Consider the following 17,019-nt stretch of genomic DNA (forward strand, 5'->3'; position numbering starts at 1 on the left):
CATCTAATATAATCACAACATATTATTTTATTTGCGATTGTTTAAAGATAGTTAAAACCTCACCAAGTTGAGAATTTTGTTCTTGACTAATTTCACGCCCAGCGTGATGCCCGACATTTTCTTGTGCCAGCACCGCAAATGCAATAAACCAATCAAATATAGCAAACTGAGAATAATTTTTAGTCTTATCATCAAGCACTGGAAGTGGATGAGATAATTGACTTGAGAATTGGCTCAACGGTGAAGAAAATATAGGTTTACCTTGATTAACACGGCTTGTCGGTATTTCATTTGCTTGCCCTTGAATAAACCCAAGCCAAGCAATAAAGTCGGTCAAAAAGAGATGAATAGAGCTAATTTGTCGAGACTCAAGATCATCACGTTTACTTCCCATATTTTCGATATCTAAAATTTTCTGCGTTAAACTTGCTTCAAGTTTTAAACGGTTAGCGGCAGTTATTAATTCTTCCACAATAAAAGAGAGTGATTTTTGCTCAAGTCCGAAAAATTGTAATATATGTTTATCTAATACAATATTTCTTAAATGCTCCAACCATGCAGTAAATACGTTTTTCGCAAATTTTGATTCAGTAGGTAAACTAGCAACAGCTTTAGGTTTTAGAGGAGAGCTAGAATCGGGGAACAGCTCAAATTCAGTATTTAAACCAAAATCGTTTGAAGAATTATCTAATATATCATCACTACCTGTACTGCTAACTTCATTATTTATATGGCTTGAATGATAAAGGGCTCGAATAGTTTGATCTGGCAATTCTAAAACTTTAAGTAGTTCGCCTAATAATAACGCTTTACCTTGTAGTTCTTTTACTACACCACTAATGATTTGTTTTTTCTTACCAAGTTCTTCATCACTGCCAGCTTGATACCAAGTATCAAAACGCATATTGATGATATAATCTATTTTCTCATTGAGTTGCTCAACAATTCGTTGTTGTTTAACTTCAGTAATCGCGACTTGTTCTAAATATTGACTAATTCGACCAATTCCACCATCATTTAGTTTCAACATCGCATCCCAAGCTTGGTCTGGATCGCTTACATACTCTTTAATATCTGGATTTTCAACAAATGTCTTTTTCAAAATTGACATTTCTTGTTGATAATTATCATTATAAGATAGTTCAAGATTTGCCTTGGCGTCGACATTTAAAAACGGTACATCAAATCCAGGTTTACGAACCAAAAATACATTATTAAATTTACCATTATTTGACCAATTGGATAACCAATCATAGCTACCAAAACGTTCTAAAATAGTTTGTTGTAATAATCCACCTTTACCCCAAGTATTACTTAGATTATCTTCTGATTGATGTAATGATGCTCCAATTCTTTTATCAAACATGGTAATAGCCCATAGCAAGCCAGCTTTTTTAGTGGCTCTTTTCTCAGCAGTTTCACCTTGCGTTTTATCAATCCAACGTTCTAATACTGGACCAACATCATTAACATCTGACTGTTTATCTGATGGAGTACAAACAACCAAAACATTCATTTCTTGGCTATCAGTATATTTCTCAAATAGATAAGCAACTTTACCACGCAATAAAAGTTGAGCAATTGGATTACCTTCTTTAACATCAGAGATAGAAATTAAATTTAATCGACCTCGATATCCAGGAAAATCAAGTAAATCGACCTTCTCAAAAGTTGGTACTCGAGTTTGATTTACTAAAGGGAAGATTAATTCTGCGGTTAAAAAAGCTAATTGAGCTAATGATATCGAAGTTGGTATTCCATTAAGTGGTGTAACGGATACAGATGAATCTTTCTCCGTATTTAACCTTTCAAGCATATCAACATTCATTATGCTATCAATCTGTGACTTTTTACCATCATGCTCCTTCACCAATACTGAAAGAGGTGCATAAATAGTATTAGCATGATTTAAACTTGACAAGGTCGTAGCTAACTGCACATAAATTGCAGTGAGTTCACTTATGCCTCCCCACAACACAGAGAATAAAGCACCTCGGTCTACAGTCGAAAGATAAGGTAGTAAAGACACAGCTTTCTCCCAATACCCCCCTTTTAAACCTTCAAGTGAATTACCAAAGTTTTCAGATAAATAATCATAGAGATCAACAATATCATCTTCAGTTATACCACCCGTATAATCAGATTGTTTTTTATTTTCAGATTGTTGAATAAGTTGATTTAACTCTGAAAATTCAATCTTATTCACAACTTTCTGTTGATCAAAATCTTTAAAATATGCATTAATTAAAATTTTAACAATTTCGATTTCTTGAAAAAGTTTAAGCTCTAGCGGATAGTTGGCAATGCCACCTTTAGCGGTACGACTAAATCGTGTAACAAGTCCAGTTGCCTCTTTACCTCCGCCAACAGGATTGACATGATCAATAAAATCTAAAATTTCATTATCGACAACGGTTTCAAGCTTACCATTCTCACCCGCTGCTAACGCTGAAATGAGATAAGATTTACCTGCTTGTGACAATCCAAAAAAGCCCACTGCAACAGACTTGGTTGACACATCACCCAATCGTTTTGCGCTATTACGCAAACGACGTAGATCTAGAATTAAATTATCAGCCTCATTGTTCAAACGCTTTGATGAATCTCGGGTTTGACTCACCCACTCTATTGCTTGTTCAGATGCTTGATAAACCTGTTCCCAGGATTTAGGGAGTTGTTCATTTAAATTTTTCATCGTTTTATCATTCCACTATCAAGCCAATATTGTGTGCTAATTAAACCTGAATTTACCATTGTGTTTAAATTAAGTTTGATATCCTTGGTTTTGTTACAAGCACGTCCATCTGAAGCTTTGACATCTTTAATATAAAAATTCTCAACAGTCTTTTGTCGATTTTTAATGCCTAAAGTTACCTCTAAAACCACACCCTCAGCACTCAACCGTTTAGCAACATCACTATTTTCAATAGTCAAAATATAAATTGGTGATGCAGGCCAACGATCGATTTCAAGCTGTTTAAAACCAAGCCTTGTTGTGCCTCTAATTTCGAAAGAATGGTCAGGAAAATCATAATCAGGATCATCTAAATCAATATCTTGATAATAAATATTTTCTTTCTTTATCATGTTTAGATTATCTAACAAACCAATGTATTTGACTGTTGAATATAAATCCATATTCGATGATCTAAAATAGAAATTCGGTAATCTTAAGTTTTTACTTAGAAAACATAACATAGCGCCAACAGCAGCCGTTGTTTTTGGATCATCAATACGTTCTTGTTTATGGAATGGATACCATCCACCTGTATAATAACCATGTAATGGTAATATACGTCCTACTGGCATTGATAATCGTGAACGGAAATAACTTTGTACACCAGGCAGCCGCGAAGGACGACCTGTTAATAACAATACATCACATTGATAACAACTAATAATCTCTGATAACGCATCAAACGTTTTACAAATATTGTAATAATCACCACGAATAAATAAGTGATGAATACGTTTAAGGTCAATTTCCACATTTAAATCAAGCACAGAAAATTCAGGATTATTTAATGCTCGACTAATCGGTTCATTAATAAAATTCAGAACATGATCGGTCATCGCATTATTTTGCAGTAATTCACTAAATGTCATGTTATAAACATGCTGCTCAGCATGTAATGGATCATAAAGCTCATAAAGCTTTAATACATGCAAGCCTACTGGCGTAAACAGTTGTAAAGTTAATTGTTGGCGCAGTACTGCATCTTGTATTGATACCTGCTGAGAACCAATAATAGTAGATAAAATCGGATTAGGATCTGCAAGCCCAGCTTGTTTTAGGCCATTGTTTAGCGAAGATAAAACGGTATCTTGAATAATATCAAGTAAAATATCATCACCAGCGACTTTAAATCCATCACGAAAACGTTGTGTCGGAACAATGTAAGCATTACTGCCACTAAGCTGTTTATTAGCACCATAATCAAGTTCATAATCATTTATAACTAAATCAGTTGTGCCACCACCAATATCAACGGTCGCAATCGTTAATTTTTGTTTATTGGTTTTATCTGGTCTGACCATTGAAGCTATAAACTCTTCTGATCGACCATTATAATTGTTTTGAGTTTCATTAAAGAGATAGACCACTTGGCCACAGGTCGCTTCATCCCACTGAATGTAAATTTCAGGAATGTTTGGCCATATACTTTTTAATTGTTCAGGATCACTAAAATCTATATCATCGTCAGAACTATCCCAACCTAAACTTTTCCATACCAAACCGATAGCTTGATAAACACAGCTTTTAAAGATAGCTTGTTCTGGTTTTGGCATCGCTGGAGGAATAGTAAGAATAATTGAACGTAAATTACGAGGCGTTCTAGCGTGTTCAAGCTTATTACGCTGAGCAACACTATTTATTTGCATTAAAGCATGCATTAATACTTCACATAGCATAAATGTCATCAGTGAGCTACGTGAATATTTTGGATGAAACACAGGCATTTTACGATCAAATTCTTCCTCAATTTCATTACTGAGGACATGCAGTGCTTCACCATATTCATTAATTAAGCTAGAGAACGGCTCTGCCGTTGCAAAGGGTTCATGATCGCTCTTCACATAATGAGAATTGAATCGCCAACCTTGCTCATACTTCTCCTGATCCCACAAATAACGTTTTGGACTTGAAAGCCCAGTTGCACCTTCGTTCCCTTCACGACGACTAGCTAAACGACTGGCTTCTTTTCCAACTCGTACAATACTAGGCCAGCGGAAAGTATCACGTCGTCCACTTTGTAAAGAAAAGTGCTCTTTACCAAAAAAGGTTTGTGCAAATTCTACTCGGCTCTCAAACGGTTCATTATAGATATGTTCAGGTTGAGTTAAATCCCGAATTTCAAGCTCATAGCGACGATTTAAGCTATCTTTATCTTGAACGTGATCTTCAATTAGTATTCCACATGTTCTAGAATTACCAACATCTAAAATCATATCAACAGGAATTGATTTAACCACATCATCTCGATTATTTGAGACAATTTTGATTTTTGGTAACTGTAATGAATCAGCAAGCAAATTAAGAATATTTAAATAATGACCATAGTAAGCTTTATTATTTATTTCTAACTCAATATCATCTTTATGAATTTTTAGTCGCTCTGGTTGGGGCGCTAACTCTTGAAATAGATCAATTAACCAACTGGTGATCCACTTTTGCTCTAAGTACCAAGCAACTTGATCTGAACGATGAGCTAAACTAAAAACAGCTCCTGTTTTGACATCATTTTCAGTCGGCGCTAAATAAGCAACGTCCTGCATATTGCTGAAAATTTTTGTATCGAAGGCGAATGTAATGCGGTGTGTATTGCCATCAGCATCTTCACCTTCTGGAATACTAACAATTCGAACTCGACTCCAGTTATGCGGGCCTTTATCAAAACGCTCTGGTGGCATTGATCTTAAAACTGGCACAGGCAACCAAATGCCATCAAACAGTTTTAATGATTGGTCAACACTTATCTCTTGAGTTGGTGTAACAGCAAAAGAGAGATTATCCGGCGCAAAAAATTTACCACTATCGATATCTTCAATTAATCTAACTAGTGCTCCGCTTTCTGATGGATCAATAAAACAGCCATTAACTTTACTTCGCCATTTATTATCTTTCCAATCTATTTTTAATGCAAAATCAAGAAACTGAATTCCACTATTCATGATAAGTGTGACTTCTTGACCATAATTGCGTATTTCTGGAAGCATATACAAACCTATTGTTTTTTCATCGTAATTGGGAATGAAGTCCCGTTATCATAAACTCCCTGACAATCAGCTTGATTATTTTTGCCAGGTTTACACTGAATATTTGGTAATTTATATTTAGTATTATCACTACAAGTAGCTTCGGTATTACCCACAATATTTAAATTCGCGTTTTGAATCCCACTACCGACCTTACCAACACATTTGACGCCATCACTACGAGTAAGCGTCACTTCACCATTGCCTTGATTAAAATTATAACTTAATTGTAATGGTTTACCGGTTGCTTTATCTTGAATACCGGCTCCAACTGACCATTGGCCATTTAAAAAGTTCGTTGACCCTTGCTTTAATGCATCAGTAGGTAAAGCTAAATTTTGGGATTGATTAGCATTGGTATCAGGTGAATTACCTTGATTAGAAGTGTTAGCTTCAGAATTATTAACGACATCTGGTGGTGTCGTTTGAGCATTTTTATCGTCATTATTCTGACCATTTTGATCCACGTTTTTATCATCAGGCGAATTAGGATTATTCGGGGTATTATTATCTTCACTCCCTTTATTTCCTTGATCACCTTGATCACCGTTATTTCCTTTATCATCAGGATTATTTGCATCAGGAGGCGTAGGTTGAAGTGGATCTGTAACACCATTTGCAGTATTTTCTACTGTTTCATTTGGAGCAGCAGGTGGTATAGCTGAATTATCAACAGCAGCAGAATCGGTAGGAACTGCATTCACTGCATTAGGATCTACAGCAACAGTCCGATTTGATACGACACCATTAACCACACCAACAGGTCTGTTATCTATGATAACTTCTTTAGGTTTTTGCTCAGGATCCTGTTTATTATCCTCTGGTTTTTTGAGTTCTTCTGGTTTTTCTTCTTTCTTTTCATTGTTAACAACAGAAGGATTAACTTTATTATCTATTGAGATATTTGGATCTAAAGTTATACTTGGTTTTAACCAATAACCTTTTAACCACAGCAACGCTAACAATAGTAATAAAAGGAGTAATAATCCCAATAACCAAACCCACCAACGCTTCCACCAAGGCTTTTTAACAACAACAGGTATTTTTTGAGAAGGTGCGGGTGCTGTACTTCTAAAGGCCTCTAAACAATAAAATGGCGAAGTCGCTTGTGGTGTTTGCGGATTAACAAAGCCCCAAAAAGTAATAACAGGTTTGCCATTAACAATATAAACAAACTGATTGCTAGGAAAGCGTATCGCCATCAAATTAGGTTCAAGGCTATCTGCGCTTTGTTTAGGATCATAGATAAGCCGACTAAAAAGTAGTTGGTCACCTTCTAAATTGGGGTTTCTAGATAATTTTTGACCTAATTCGATAACTTTGTTTTCAAAATCTTTAAGCAAAACTAAGGCAGATTCTTTTTCTGATTCACTAGCTGATGTCCAAGGAACAATATCATATTCCCCATCAGGTGAGTCTGAATCGAAAGGGATATACCAATCAACAATATTACCCTGATCATTACGTTGTGGGATAGCTAAACAATCTGAGTATTGACGCCCTAATTTGACTCGAAACATTTCTCGAATTTGAGAAGCAACAAGATAAGCTGCTTTACCATCATGCCCGAGCATTTTAAAATCTTTTATATCACCACTTCGGAGTAATGTGTTTGCCATATATTTCCTGATATTCCTTTAAATTACTTATATTTTTTGTAATTATTATTTAATTAAATCAATTCTATCAGAAATAGCAAGTTGTTGTCATTGTTAACCCAAAAGATAATATGATTTTTTTGTCATATTTAATTCTTTATAATGATTTAAGCTATAAATATTCAATTAATTAATGACTAAATTGTTAAATTAGACCTCAAAAACCCCGTTCCTCAACTTTTTTTTGATTTTTGTTTTAAAAATTCTTCATCCGTTAACACTCGTAGTGGTTGCATATCACTTTCTCCTCTTATAACCAAAGAAGGATCAGAACGTAAACACGCACCTCCATAATGACCACCAACGGTGAAAGTACAAACTTGCAAATAACGATCATCAACTTTTGGCAAACACCATAATTCTTGATAAATATTTTCCTGTTTTGCAAATCGTCCAACAGTTTTATCCAACACTTGTTCATGACTACCAACTAACTCAATATCACTACCTCTTCGCCCGGCAATAGGCTTAATTGCGTAGCCTTTTTTGATTAAGTTGTCATTAAGTTCAAATGTAGATTCAAGCAAATAACGATGATTCGGAAATAGAGACCATAATACAGGTAAAATAGCTTTATTACTTGGGATTACAGTCCATAAAGGCTCAAAAACAGATACCTCAGGCCGCAGCAATACATCAATTAATCTAACCGCATTTTCAGGATGCCATGTTCGAATCGGCAATCCTGCTACTTGTGCTTCACTTTCTTGGCGTAATTGTTCAAGTACAGTTTCCCATGCCCACGTTTTCCAGACACAGGTAACTTGACGATCTTCATCATCAACTAAGCGTCCGCGTTTATCCCATCTTAACCCGGTTAGTCCTCGTAAAATTTTACTTTTAAATCCAGCTTGAGTCAGGGCCTTTTGCATAAATAGTGCATGATAATTTTCCTCATTGTCATTATCTTGCATAATGTGTACAAATGCTTTTGCGTCGCTATGCTTCCAACAACTAGCTAAAGCATTGAGTAATCCTGCACTCGGGTTTACCCCAACATTTAATTCGGCTTGGATTGCCCAATTTTCCAATATTTTTCCAGCTTCGGTATGACATGATGCAGAATCAGCATTGTATTCATAAACTTTAAAGCCTCTCTCATCCATACAAAAATCTAATCGGCCAGTGATCATTTGATAACGCCGTTGCTGCCAAGATAACCGAAGTCTAGGCCAAAGAATTTCAGGAATATTGAAATTGCATAATAAATTGTCATCTTTTAATACTTTATCTGTAGCATGTAAATACATTAAATGAAGTTCATTTGTGGCACGAATAAGTTCCTGTTCTGCACTTTCAGAAATAGTGAAATAGCGATATTGATCATCATGACTAATAGCATGGCCAGTTGCTGACACATAAGCGCTTTCTAACGGATCGTTTTCGTTTAGCCATTTGCCATCAAATTGACCATGATTTTCAATGTGTACGCTGTGGATATCAAGTAAGTGCTTATTAACTTCAGGTTGTGGTAGGCTATAAAGTGTATTATCTGTTTGAATCATCCAACCTAAAATTTTGGTATCATCAAAAGTATCATGTAAATAAAAACCATCATCAGATACGGTCATCTCCAACTCACGCGTCCATTGCTGACCAATAGGAAGTCGGGTATGGATAACATTTTGTTCCGCAATTCGAATTTTATTATCAAAAACTTCAGTAACAATAGCAACATGGCCTGTTCTATCAAATATACCGCCATCATCCCATATTAATAATGCTCCTGCTTCTGGCATTTTTTTACTGCCGTTAGCAAATGCTTGTAATGGTAAAATTGCTTCATTGATAACCTGGCGAAGAAACCTTAACGAGAAAATTTCATGTGCCATGCCAACATCAGTAAAAACAATACCATAATTTAAAAATAAAAATCTTCTGGCAAATTCAACACATTGCCACTTGTACCCCATATACTCATGACCAGAATAGCTTCGAAATGAAGCATCATTAGGAAATTGTTCAGGATCTAATGTTTCATAATCAGATGAATAAATTGCGACACCACCTGGTGCATAACCAAGTAATGTACCAAAAGGTTCTTTATTAGCGGATTGGGATGACATGTTATTTTAGCCTTTTAGAATAATAGTAAGGTAGGTTTTACTAAGCTATGTTAGAATTTGCTTATCATAGATCAAATTATAAGCTTTAAAAAGTGATGTTTATGGCTTGAAGAATAATAAATTGACTATATATATTAGCAAAAGTTAGTAGTTATATTGATAAAACGAGAAAAAGACTATTATGCAACAAACAAAATTAAATGAATTATTAGATTTCCCTTGTTCTTTCACTTATAAAGTAATGGGTGAAGCAAAACCTGAATTAGTTGATAAAGTGGTGTCAGTTATTCAGCGCCATGCGCCTGGAGATTATACACCGTCGATTAAACCAAGTAGTAAAGGTAATTATCATTCTGTTTCAATTACGATTAATGCAACACATATTGATCAGGTGGAAAGTTTATACAAAGAATTAGGTGAAATAGATATAGTGAGAATGGTTTTATAATTCTTTACTTTTTGGTAATTTTTTGCACAAAATAAGAGTCTTATAGTTGTAAATATGAGGCTCTTATATGAAACCAGAAACAATTGTTTTGCACGCAGGCTATACTCCTGAACCAACCACTCACTCCGTCGCTGTTCCCATATATCAAACGACATCTTATGCTTTTGATGACACACAACATGGTGCCGATTTATTCGATTTAAAAGTCGCGGGGAATATTTATACTCGAATAACAAATCCAACAAATGCAGTACTTGAAGCACGTGTTGCTGCTCTTGAAGGTGGTATAGGCGCTCTTGCGGTAGCATCTGGTATGGCGGCTATTACTTACGCAATACAAGCCATCACATTTGCTGGAGAAAATATTGTTTCAGTGTCTAAACTTTATGGTGGCACATATAATTTACTTGCTCATACATTGCCTAATTTTGGTATTACAACTAAATTTGCACCACACAATGACCTAAAAGCTATCGAAAACCAAATTGATGACAAAACTAAAGCCATATACTGTGAAAGTATAGGTAATCCGGCTGGTAACCTTGTTGATTTGACTGCACTTGCTGATATTGCCCATCGGCATGGTATACCATTAATTGTTGATAATACAGTTGCCAGCCCTGCCCTTTGCCGACCATTTGAATTTGGCGCTGATATAGTTGTACATTCATTAACTAAATATATCGGTGGGCATGGCAATAGTTTAGGTGGAATGATAGTTGATTCTGGTAAATTTCGTTGGAAAGATCATGCCGATAAGTATCCTATGTTAAACCAACCAGACCCTTCTTATCATGGCGTTTCTTATACTGAAAGCTTTGGTGATGCAGCTTATATTGCACGTTGTCGAGTAATACCTCTTAGAAATATGGGAGCAGCTTTATCGCCATTTAATACGTTCTTATTATTGCAAGGTCTTGAAACACTCTCTTTACGTATTGAACGTCACTGCCAAAATACACTTAAAGTTGCTAAGTATTTGGCTTCACATCCTCAAGTTGAGTGGGTCAATTATGCAGGGCTTATTGATCATCCTGAACATCATTTAGCCGTAAAACAAATGGATAATGGATTACCTGCCGGGATTTTGTCTTTTGGTATTAAGGGGGGAAAACAAGCTGGTGCAAAATTTATTGATGCCTTAAAATTGATTATTCGTTTAGTCAATATTGGCGATACGCGTTCATTAGCTTGTCACCCAGCATCAACTACGCATAGGCAACTCAATGATGAAGAATTGCAAAAAGCTGGTGTAAGCCAAGAAATGATACGTTTATCAATTGGTATTGAACATATCGATGATATTATTGAAGATTTAGAGCAAGCACTTAACTCTGCTAAATAATAAATTTGATAATATGAGGGATGAGTATCATCCCTCTTTTTAAAAATTAACCTAAAATTTTAGTTAATTCATTAGTCACAGCTGAAACAGCTTGTGTTCCATCAATGCGGTAATATTTAGTTCGCCCTTCTTTCGCTTCATGTTGATAATAGTTAACTAAAGGTTTAGTTAAATCATGATATTCAACAAGACGTTTACGAACAATCTCTTCATTATCATCTTTACGGATAGTCAATGGTTCACCCGTTACGTCATCAATATTTTCCACTTTCGGCGGATTATGACGAATATGATATACACGTCCTGAACCAGCATGAATACGGCGACCACTCATACGATCAATAATAACTTCATCAGGTACATCAAATTCAAGCACATAATCTACATTAATTCCGGCTTCTTTCATTGCATCCGCTTGTGGAACTGTGCGAGGAAAACCATCTAATAAAAAGCCTTTTTCACAGTCGCTTTGTGCAATACGCTCTTTAACTAAAGCAATAACTAACTCATCAGTAACAAGCTTACCATTATCCATAAGCTCTTTTGCTTGTAGACCTAGTGGGCTACCTGCTTTTACCGCTGCACGCAACATATCACCCGTTGAAATTTGGGGAATGCCATATTTTTGCATAATAAATTGAGCTTGAGTTCCTTTTCCTGCCCCTGGTGCGCCTAACAAAATAATTCGCATAAAATAACCTCTTATGGCTTTAAATATAAATTTCTATTCTGGTAAATAATGAAATATCACTTTACTGCTGGAGATTAAGCCATCAGTGTGACAAATGTAGTTTATAGCACCACAACCTTTAACTATTTGAGCACTTTGCTGACAAATTGGACAGATATACTGTTCTAGATAATGTTGCTTGCAATGAGGACAGTCATAATGTTGTGGCGACACAATGTCCATTTTATTATGGCATTTCGGACAAATACCTTCTTGCACCTCATCAATACTCTTTTTTGTTGTCATACGTTATTTACGCCCCCGTACATGTTTCATTAAACGACGACGTTTACGTTGTTGGGAAGCCGTCAAACTATTTTTTCGGCCTTCAAATGGATTTGCGCCTTCTTTAAATTGAATTCGTATTGGTGATCCCATAATTTTTAATGAGCGTCTAAAATAATTCATTAAATAGCGTTTATAAGAATCAGGTAAATCTTCAACCTGATTACCATGAATAACAACAATTGGTGGGTTGTATCCACCTGCATGAGCATATTTTAATTTTACTCGACGCCCTCTCACTAATGGTGGCTGATGGTCATCTTGTGCCATTTGCATGATTTTGGTTAATAATGCAGTATTAACACGACGTGTCGCACAATCATATGCTTCTTGGATTGAGTCAAATAAGTTTCCTACACCACTGCCATGAAGTGCAGATATAAAATGTAAACGAGCAAAATCGATAAAATCAAGCCGATCATCTAACGTCGTTTTTACTTGCTCTTTGATATCTTGTGATAAACCATCCCACTTATTGACTGCAATAACAAGTGAGCGCCCACTATTAATAATGAAACCAAGCAAGGACAAATCTTGATCAGATATGCCTTCTCGGGCATCTATTACTAAAATAACAACATTAGCATCTTCTATCGCTTGCAGGGTTTTAATAACAGAGAATTTTTCAACGGTTTCTGTTACTTTACCTCGTTTACGAACTCCCGCTGTATCTATCAAGATATATTCACGATCATCACGCGTCATGGGGATATAAATACTATCGCGTGTTGTGCCGGGCATATCATAAACGACAACCCTCTCCTCACCTAAAATTCGATTAGTTAGTGTTGACTTACCTACATTTGGTCTTCCAACAATAGCAACTTTGATTGGCTGGTTGATGAGTGAGTCAGCTTCATCTTCAATGTCATCATAAGATTCAGGAAGCTCTTCATCTTCTGAATCATTTGATATGATTTCATGCTGATCATCTTCAAAATGGAAAATAGGATCGAGTACAGTTTCAATTAAAACATTTACACCACGACCATGACTTGCTGCAATCGGATGAATGTCCCCTAATCCTAAACTATAAAAATCAGATATTGCGCTATCTGCATCAATACCATCAATTTTATTAGCAACTAAAAATGTTGCTTTTTCACGAGCGCGAAGATGCTTAGCAATTGCATGATCAGCAGGCATAGCACCAGCTCTTGCATCAACTAAAAAAAGGACAATGTCTGCTTCTTCAATTGCTTGTAGGGATTGTTCCGCCATAAAGCTTTCAACCCCATCTTCGGTGCCATCAATACCACCAGTATCAATGACTATATATTCATGCCCTTTGATTTCTGCTCGTCCGTATTTACGGTCACGAGTTAATCCCGGAAAATCAGCTACTAAGGCGTCTCGAGTTCGAGTTAATCGATTGAATAAAGTCGACTTTCCTACATTCGGACGACCAACTAGTGCGACAACAGGTACCATATTTTTTCTCTAATTACCTTAATTTTTTGTGAATGCGTAAATATCACCATTTTTAGCTTGGACAATAACTTTATTGTCGACAACTAATGGTTTCGAAATCAATCCACTACTACTAACTTGTGTTTTAGCAACGACTTCACCGTTATCTTTACTTAACCAATATAGATAACCTTCAAAATCACCAAGAACAATATAGTTTTCATATAAAACAGGATCGGTTAATTGACGATGTAACAAATCAGCTTGAGTCCATAGTACTGTACCACCATTTTTGCTGACCGCTTGTACATTATCATCTTGATCTACAACAAATAAATGTTGACTATCAACTGCAAAACTATGCGTAGACCCCATCTCTTTACGCCATACAATCTGACCATTACTTAAGTCAAGTGCTACAACATTACCATTGTACCCAATTGCATAAGCTAAATTACCTTCGATAACAGGGGTTGAATCAACATCATTCAATTTTGCAATTTCAGTTGATCCACTAGGTTGTGAAATACGTTGTTGCCAAATCAGTTGTCCATCGTTTAAGTAGTAAGCATTTACATGACCAGTATCATCACCAAGTATTGCTGCACCATGTGCAATTGTTGGGGTAGAATTACCTCTTAATGAAAGAGGTGGAACTTCAAGCATTACATCCCATACATCCTCGCCGGTATTACGATTCAAAGCTTGTAAATTACCACTTGCGGTATAAACAATGAGTTTATCTTCTGAAGAAATAGGACGAGCAAGTACTTCGCCTTTTACTGGTTTTTCCCAAATAACATTACCATCATTACGATCTAAAGCATATACAACAGCACGTTCACTACCAACATATACATATTTATCATCAGCACTTACACCGCCAGAAAATAGCGCTGTTTTGCTGCTAAATAATGTACTTTTTGATAAATTTTTATCCCATATTGTATGACCATTTAATAGATCAATAGCTTTAACTTGTCCGCTTCGGCTAGCAGCATAAATAGCATTATCATAATTAATAGGACCTAATAATGAATAAATATGTGTATTGCCTGATGTACTATTTCGCCATACTTCTTTTATTGAAAATTGGTTACTTACTTTCGGCGAAGGTGATACTTGTACTATCTCTTCTTCTCCACCAAACAATGAACATCCAGCAAGTGAAAACATAAAAACACTAATAGAAAGACATTTTGTTAACTTCATTGTATAAACCCTTATATCAGGATAAATTAATTTTTATTTTCTTGCGCTGCATTTACGTTAGCTTCTGCTTCTTGCTCTGCTTTATCTTTGGCGGCTTGAGCTTCTTGTTCAGCTTGTTGCTTATCTTTAAGATATTGAGCCTGATTTAACTTCATTTTGATATTTTTATCTAACTGTTCTGTAGGCAATGAAGCTTTAGAATAATTTTCCCCTGATTGATCAGCTGGAGCAGGAGCTAATGCAACATTATAAGCCGCAACAGCTTCAGCATAATTATTCAATTTCATATAGGCATCACCACGAATATCATTAACTACAGGTACCCAACTTTTTTCAGTTACCTTATTTAAGGTCGCTAAAACATCCTGATAACGTTCAAGTTGATATTGTATTTTTGCAATACGAATATAACTGATTGATTTAATAACTTCTGAATCAGTTTTACTTAATGAATCAGTGAGTAACTTTTCAGCTTTTGGATAATCTTTCAATTCTTCAACGTAAAATTTAGCTGCTTTTAAATTAGCAAAAACACTATAAATAGTATTATCACTCTCCGCGAAAGAGACTAATTCATTTACTGAATCTGGATTATTTTTGTCTAAATTAGCTATTAATTGTTCATACCGTTCGGAAGATTCAATCGTTTTTTCTAATTTGTAAGATTGCCAGTAACGCCAGCCATAAAAAGCTAATAATCCAATTACTATAACTGCAACAATGATTTTCCACGTTTTAGCAAGAAATTCTTTTATCTCTGAAACTTGTTCTTCGCCAGATAATTGATAACTCACGTTTTTCTCCTATTTTCCTTAACTTACAATATTGCCAAACACGTTTGAACAATCTCTTTTTGTGCAACTTCAACTTGTTCGCCTGTTTGTAAATTTTTAATTGTTACTGTTTGATTGGCAATTTCATTTTCGCCAATGATTACAGCTATTTTAGCACCTAATTTGTCAGCTTTGGCAAATTGTTTCTTAAAATTACTACTACCGTAATTTGTAACAATTCTTCTATCAGGTAAACCATCACGTAATGTTTCCGCCGTTCTTTGTGCAGCAGATATTGTTTGCTCATCACCAGAAGATATCATATAAATATCAATCGAGTTGTCACGATTTAAAGAAGGGTTAACCGCTTGTACAAGCAATACTAAACGCTCAACTCCCATGGCAAAACCTACAGCAGGGGTTGGTTGTCCACCAAGCTGACTAACAAGCCCATCATAGCGCCCTCCACCACACACGGTACCTTGAGCTCCTAAACTGGTAGTAACCCATTCAAAAACAGTTCGATTATAATAATCTAAACCACGAACTAATCTTTGATTAATATTATATTTTATTCCTGCGTTGTCCAATAAATGACATAACCCATCAAAATGATTTTTAGATTCTTCATCTAAATAATCAAATAATTTTGGCGCCTGATTAAGCAATTCTTGTACAACAGGATTTTTTGAATCTAACACACGTAATGGATTAGTATACATTCTACGTAAACAGTCTTCATCTAATTTATCTTTATGTTGTTCTAAGAAGCTAACTAACGCATTACGGTAATTGGATCTAGCTTCAACTGAACCAATTGAATTGAGTTCAAGTGTAGTATGCTTTTCAATACCAAGAGCTTTCCAAAAACGAGCGGTTAATAATATAAGCTCTGCATCAATATTCGGTCCTTCAAGGCCAAATACTTCAACACCAAATTGGTGGAATTGGCGATAACGCCCTTTTTGAGGTTTTTCATAACGAAATGCAGGCCCTAAATACCATAAGCGCTGCTCTTGATTATAAAACAGACCATGTTCAATTCCTGCACGAACACAACCTGCTGTAATTTCCGGGCGTAGAGTGAGACTTTCATCATTACGGTCGTTGAAAGTATACATTTCTTTTTCAACGATATCTGTCACTTCACCAACTGCTCGTTTAAATAATCCAGTATCTTCAACAATTGGGGTTCTAATTTCATTATAACCGTAACTATTTAGCACACCTTTGACAATTTTTTCAATTTGTTGCCATGTTGCACTATCACTCGGGAGTAAATCATTCATTCCCCGTATTGATTGGATTTTTTTTTCAGTCATATTTTTATTCGCT

At 35.6% G+C, this 17,019-nt stretch carries 12 protein-coding genes; 2 read left to right on the top strand and 10 right to left on the bottom strand.

Annotation, left to right across the window (positions count from 1 at the left end; genetic code table 11):
• Positions 1 to 22: 22 nt before the first annotated feature.
• The 4 genes from J3U27_RS05960 to gss all read right to left on the bottom strand — a co-directional run bounded on the left by J3U27_RS05960 (position 23) and on the right by gss (position 9,481).
• Positions 23 to 2,695, bottom strand: a complete 2,673-nt coding sequence (locus tag J3U27_RS05960) for a putative virulence factor (RefSeq protein WP_267377060.1) — start codon at positions 2,693 to 2,695, stop codon at positions 23 to 25.
• Positions 2,692 to 5,718, bottom strand: a complete 3,027-nt coding sequence (locus tag J3U27_RS05965) for a virulence factor SrfB (protein ID WP_065562899.1) — start codon at positions 5,716 to 5,718, stop codon at positions 2,692 to 2,694. The genes J3U27_RS05960 and J3U27_RS05965 overlap by 4 nt, the downstream gene beginning before the upstream one ends.
• Before the next feature lie 8 nt (positions 5,719 to 5,726).
• Positions 5,727 to 7,376 (bottom strand): SrfA family protein, encoded by a 1,650-nt coding sequence (locus J3U27_RS05970; protein WP_267377061.1) that lies wholly within the window; start codon positions 7,374 to 7,376, stop codon positions 5,727 to 5,729.
• Between the two features lie 212 nt (positions 7,377 to 7,588).
• Entirely contained in the window at positions 7,589 to 9,481 is a 1,893-nt protein-coding gene (gene gss, locus J3U27_RS05975) for a bifunctional glutathionylspermidine amidase/synthase (RefSeq protein WP_220225278.1), read from the bottom strand.
• Between the two features lie 181 nt (positions 9,482 to 9,662).
• Between gss and ybeD the strand changes: the two genes are divergently transcribed.
• Positions 9,663 to 9,929, top strand: coding sequence for a DUF493 family protein YbeD (ybeD, locus tag J3U27_RS05980; protein ID WP_034883735.1), 267 nt, complete (start codon positions 9,663 to 9,665; stop codon positions 9,927 to 9,929).
• A 67-nt stretch (positions 9,930 to 9,996) separates the two neighbouring features.
• Positions 9,997 to 11,274 carry a bifunctional O-acetylhomoserine aminocarboxypropyltransferase/cysteine synthase gene (locus tag J3U27_RS05985; RefSeq protein WP_267377062.1) on the top strand — a complete coding sequence of 426 codons (1,278 nt, stop codon included), beginning with the start codon at positions 9,997 to 9,999 and terminating at the stop codon, positions 11,272 to 11,274.
• Positions 11,275 to 11,320: 46 nt separating this feature from the next.
• On the opposite strand, the gene adk is transcribed toward J3U27_RS05985, so the two are convergent.
• The 6 genes from adk to hisS are packed head-to-tail and all read right to left on the bottom strand — an operon-like array spanning position 11,321 to position 17,006.
• The gene (gene adk / locus J3U27_RS05990; protein WP_267330565.1) at positions 11,321 to 11,965 is read right to left on the bottom strand and encodes an adenylate kinase; all 645 of its coding nucleotides are present in this window, start codon (positions 11,963 to 11,965) and stop codon (positions 11,321 to 11,323) included.
• A 33-nt stretch (positions 11,966 to 11,998) separates the two neighbouring features.
• Positions 11,999 to 12,250, bottom strand: coding sequence for a zinc-ribbon domain-containing protein (locus J3U27_RS05995; protein WP_267377063.1), 252 nt, complete (start codon positions 12,248 to 12,250; stop codon positions 11,999 to 12,001).
• A gap of 3 nt (positions 12,251 to 12,253) precedes the next feature.
• Positions 12,254 to 13,720 carry a ribosome biogenesis GTPase Der gene (der, locus tag J3U27_RS06000; RefSeq protein WP_065734948.1) on the bottom strand — a complete coding sequence of 489 codons (1,467 nt, stop codon included), beginning with the start codon at positions 13,718 to 13,720 and terminating at the stop codon, positions 12,254 to 12,256.
• An 18-nt stretch (positions 13,721 to 13,738) separates the two neighbouring features.
• On the bottom strand, positions 13,739 to 14,911 hold the full coding sequence (gene bamB / locus J3U27_RS06005) for an outer membrane protein assembly factor BamB (protein ID WP_267330564.1): 1,173 nt from the start codon (positions 14,909 to 14,911) through the stop codon (positions 13,739 to 13,741).
• A gap of 26 nt (positions 14,912 to 14,937) precedes the next feature.
• The gene (locus J3U27_RS06010; protein WP_267377064.1) at positions 14,938 to 15,705 is read right to left on the bottom strand and encodes a YfgM family protein; all 768 of its coding nucleotides are present in this window, start codon (positions 15,703 to 15,705) and stop codon (positions 14,938 to 14,940) included.
• A 23-nt stretch (positions 15,706 to 15,728) separates the two neighbouring features.
• Positions 15,729 to 17,006 carry a histidine--tRNA ligase gene (gene hisS, locus J3U27_RS06015; RefSeq protein WP_065734951.1) on the bottom strand — a complete coding sequence of 426 codons (1,278 nt, stop codon included), beginning with the start codon at positions 17,004 to 17,006 and terminating at the stop codon, positions 15,729 to 15,731.
• Positions 17,007 to 17,019: the final 13 nt, after the last annotated feature.

It is taken from the genome of Gilliamella sp. B2911, from assembly GCF_026536965.1.
In the GTDB taxonomy this organism is placed as follows: Bacteria; Pseudomonadota; Gammaproteobacteria; order Enterobacterales; family Orbaceae; genus Gilliamella; species Gilliamella apicola_E.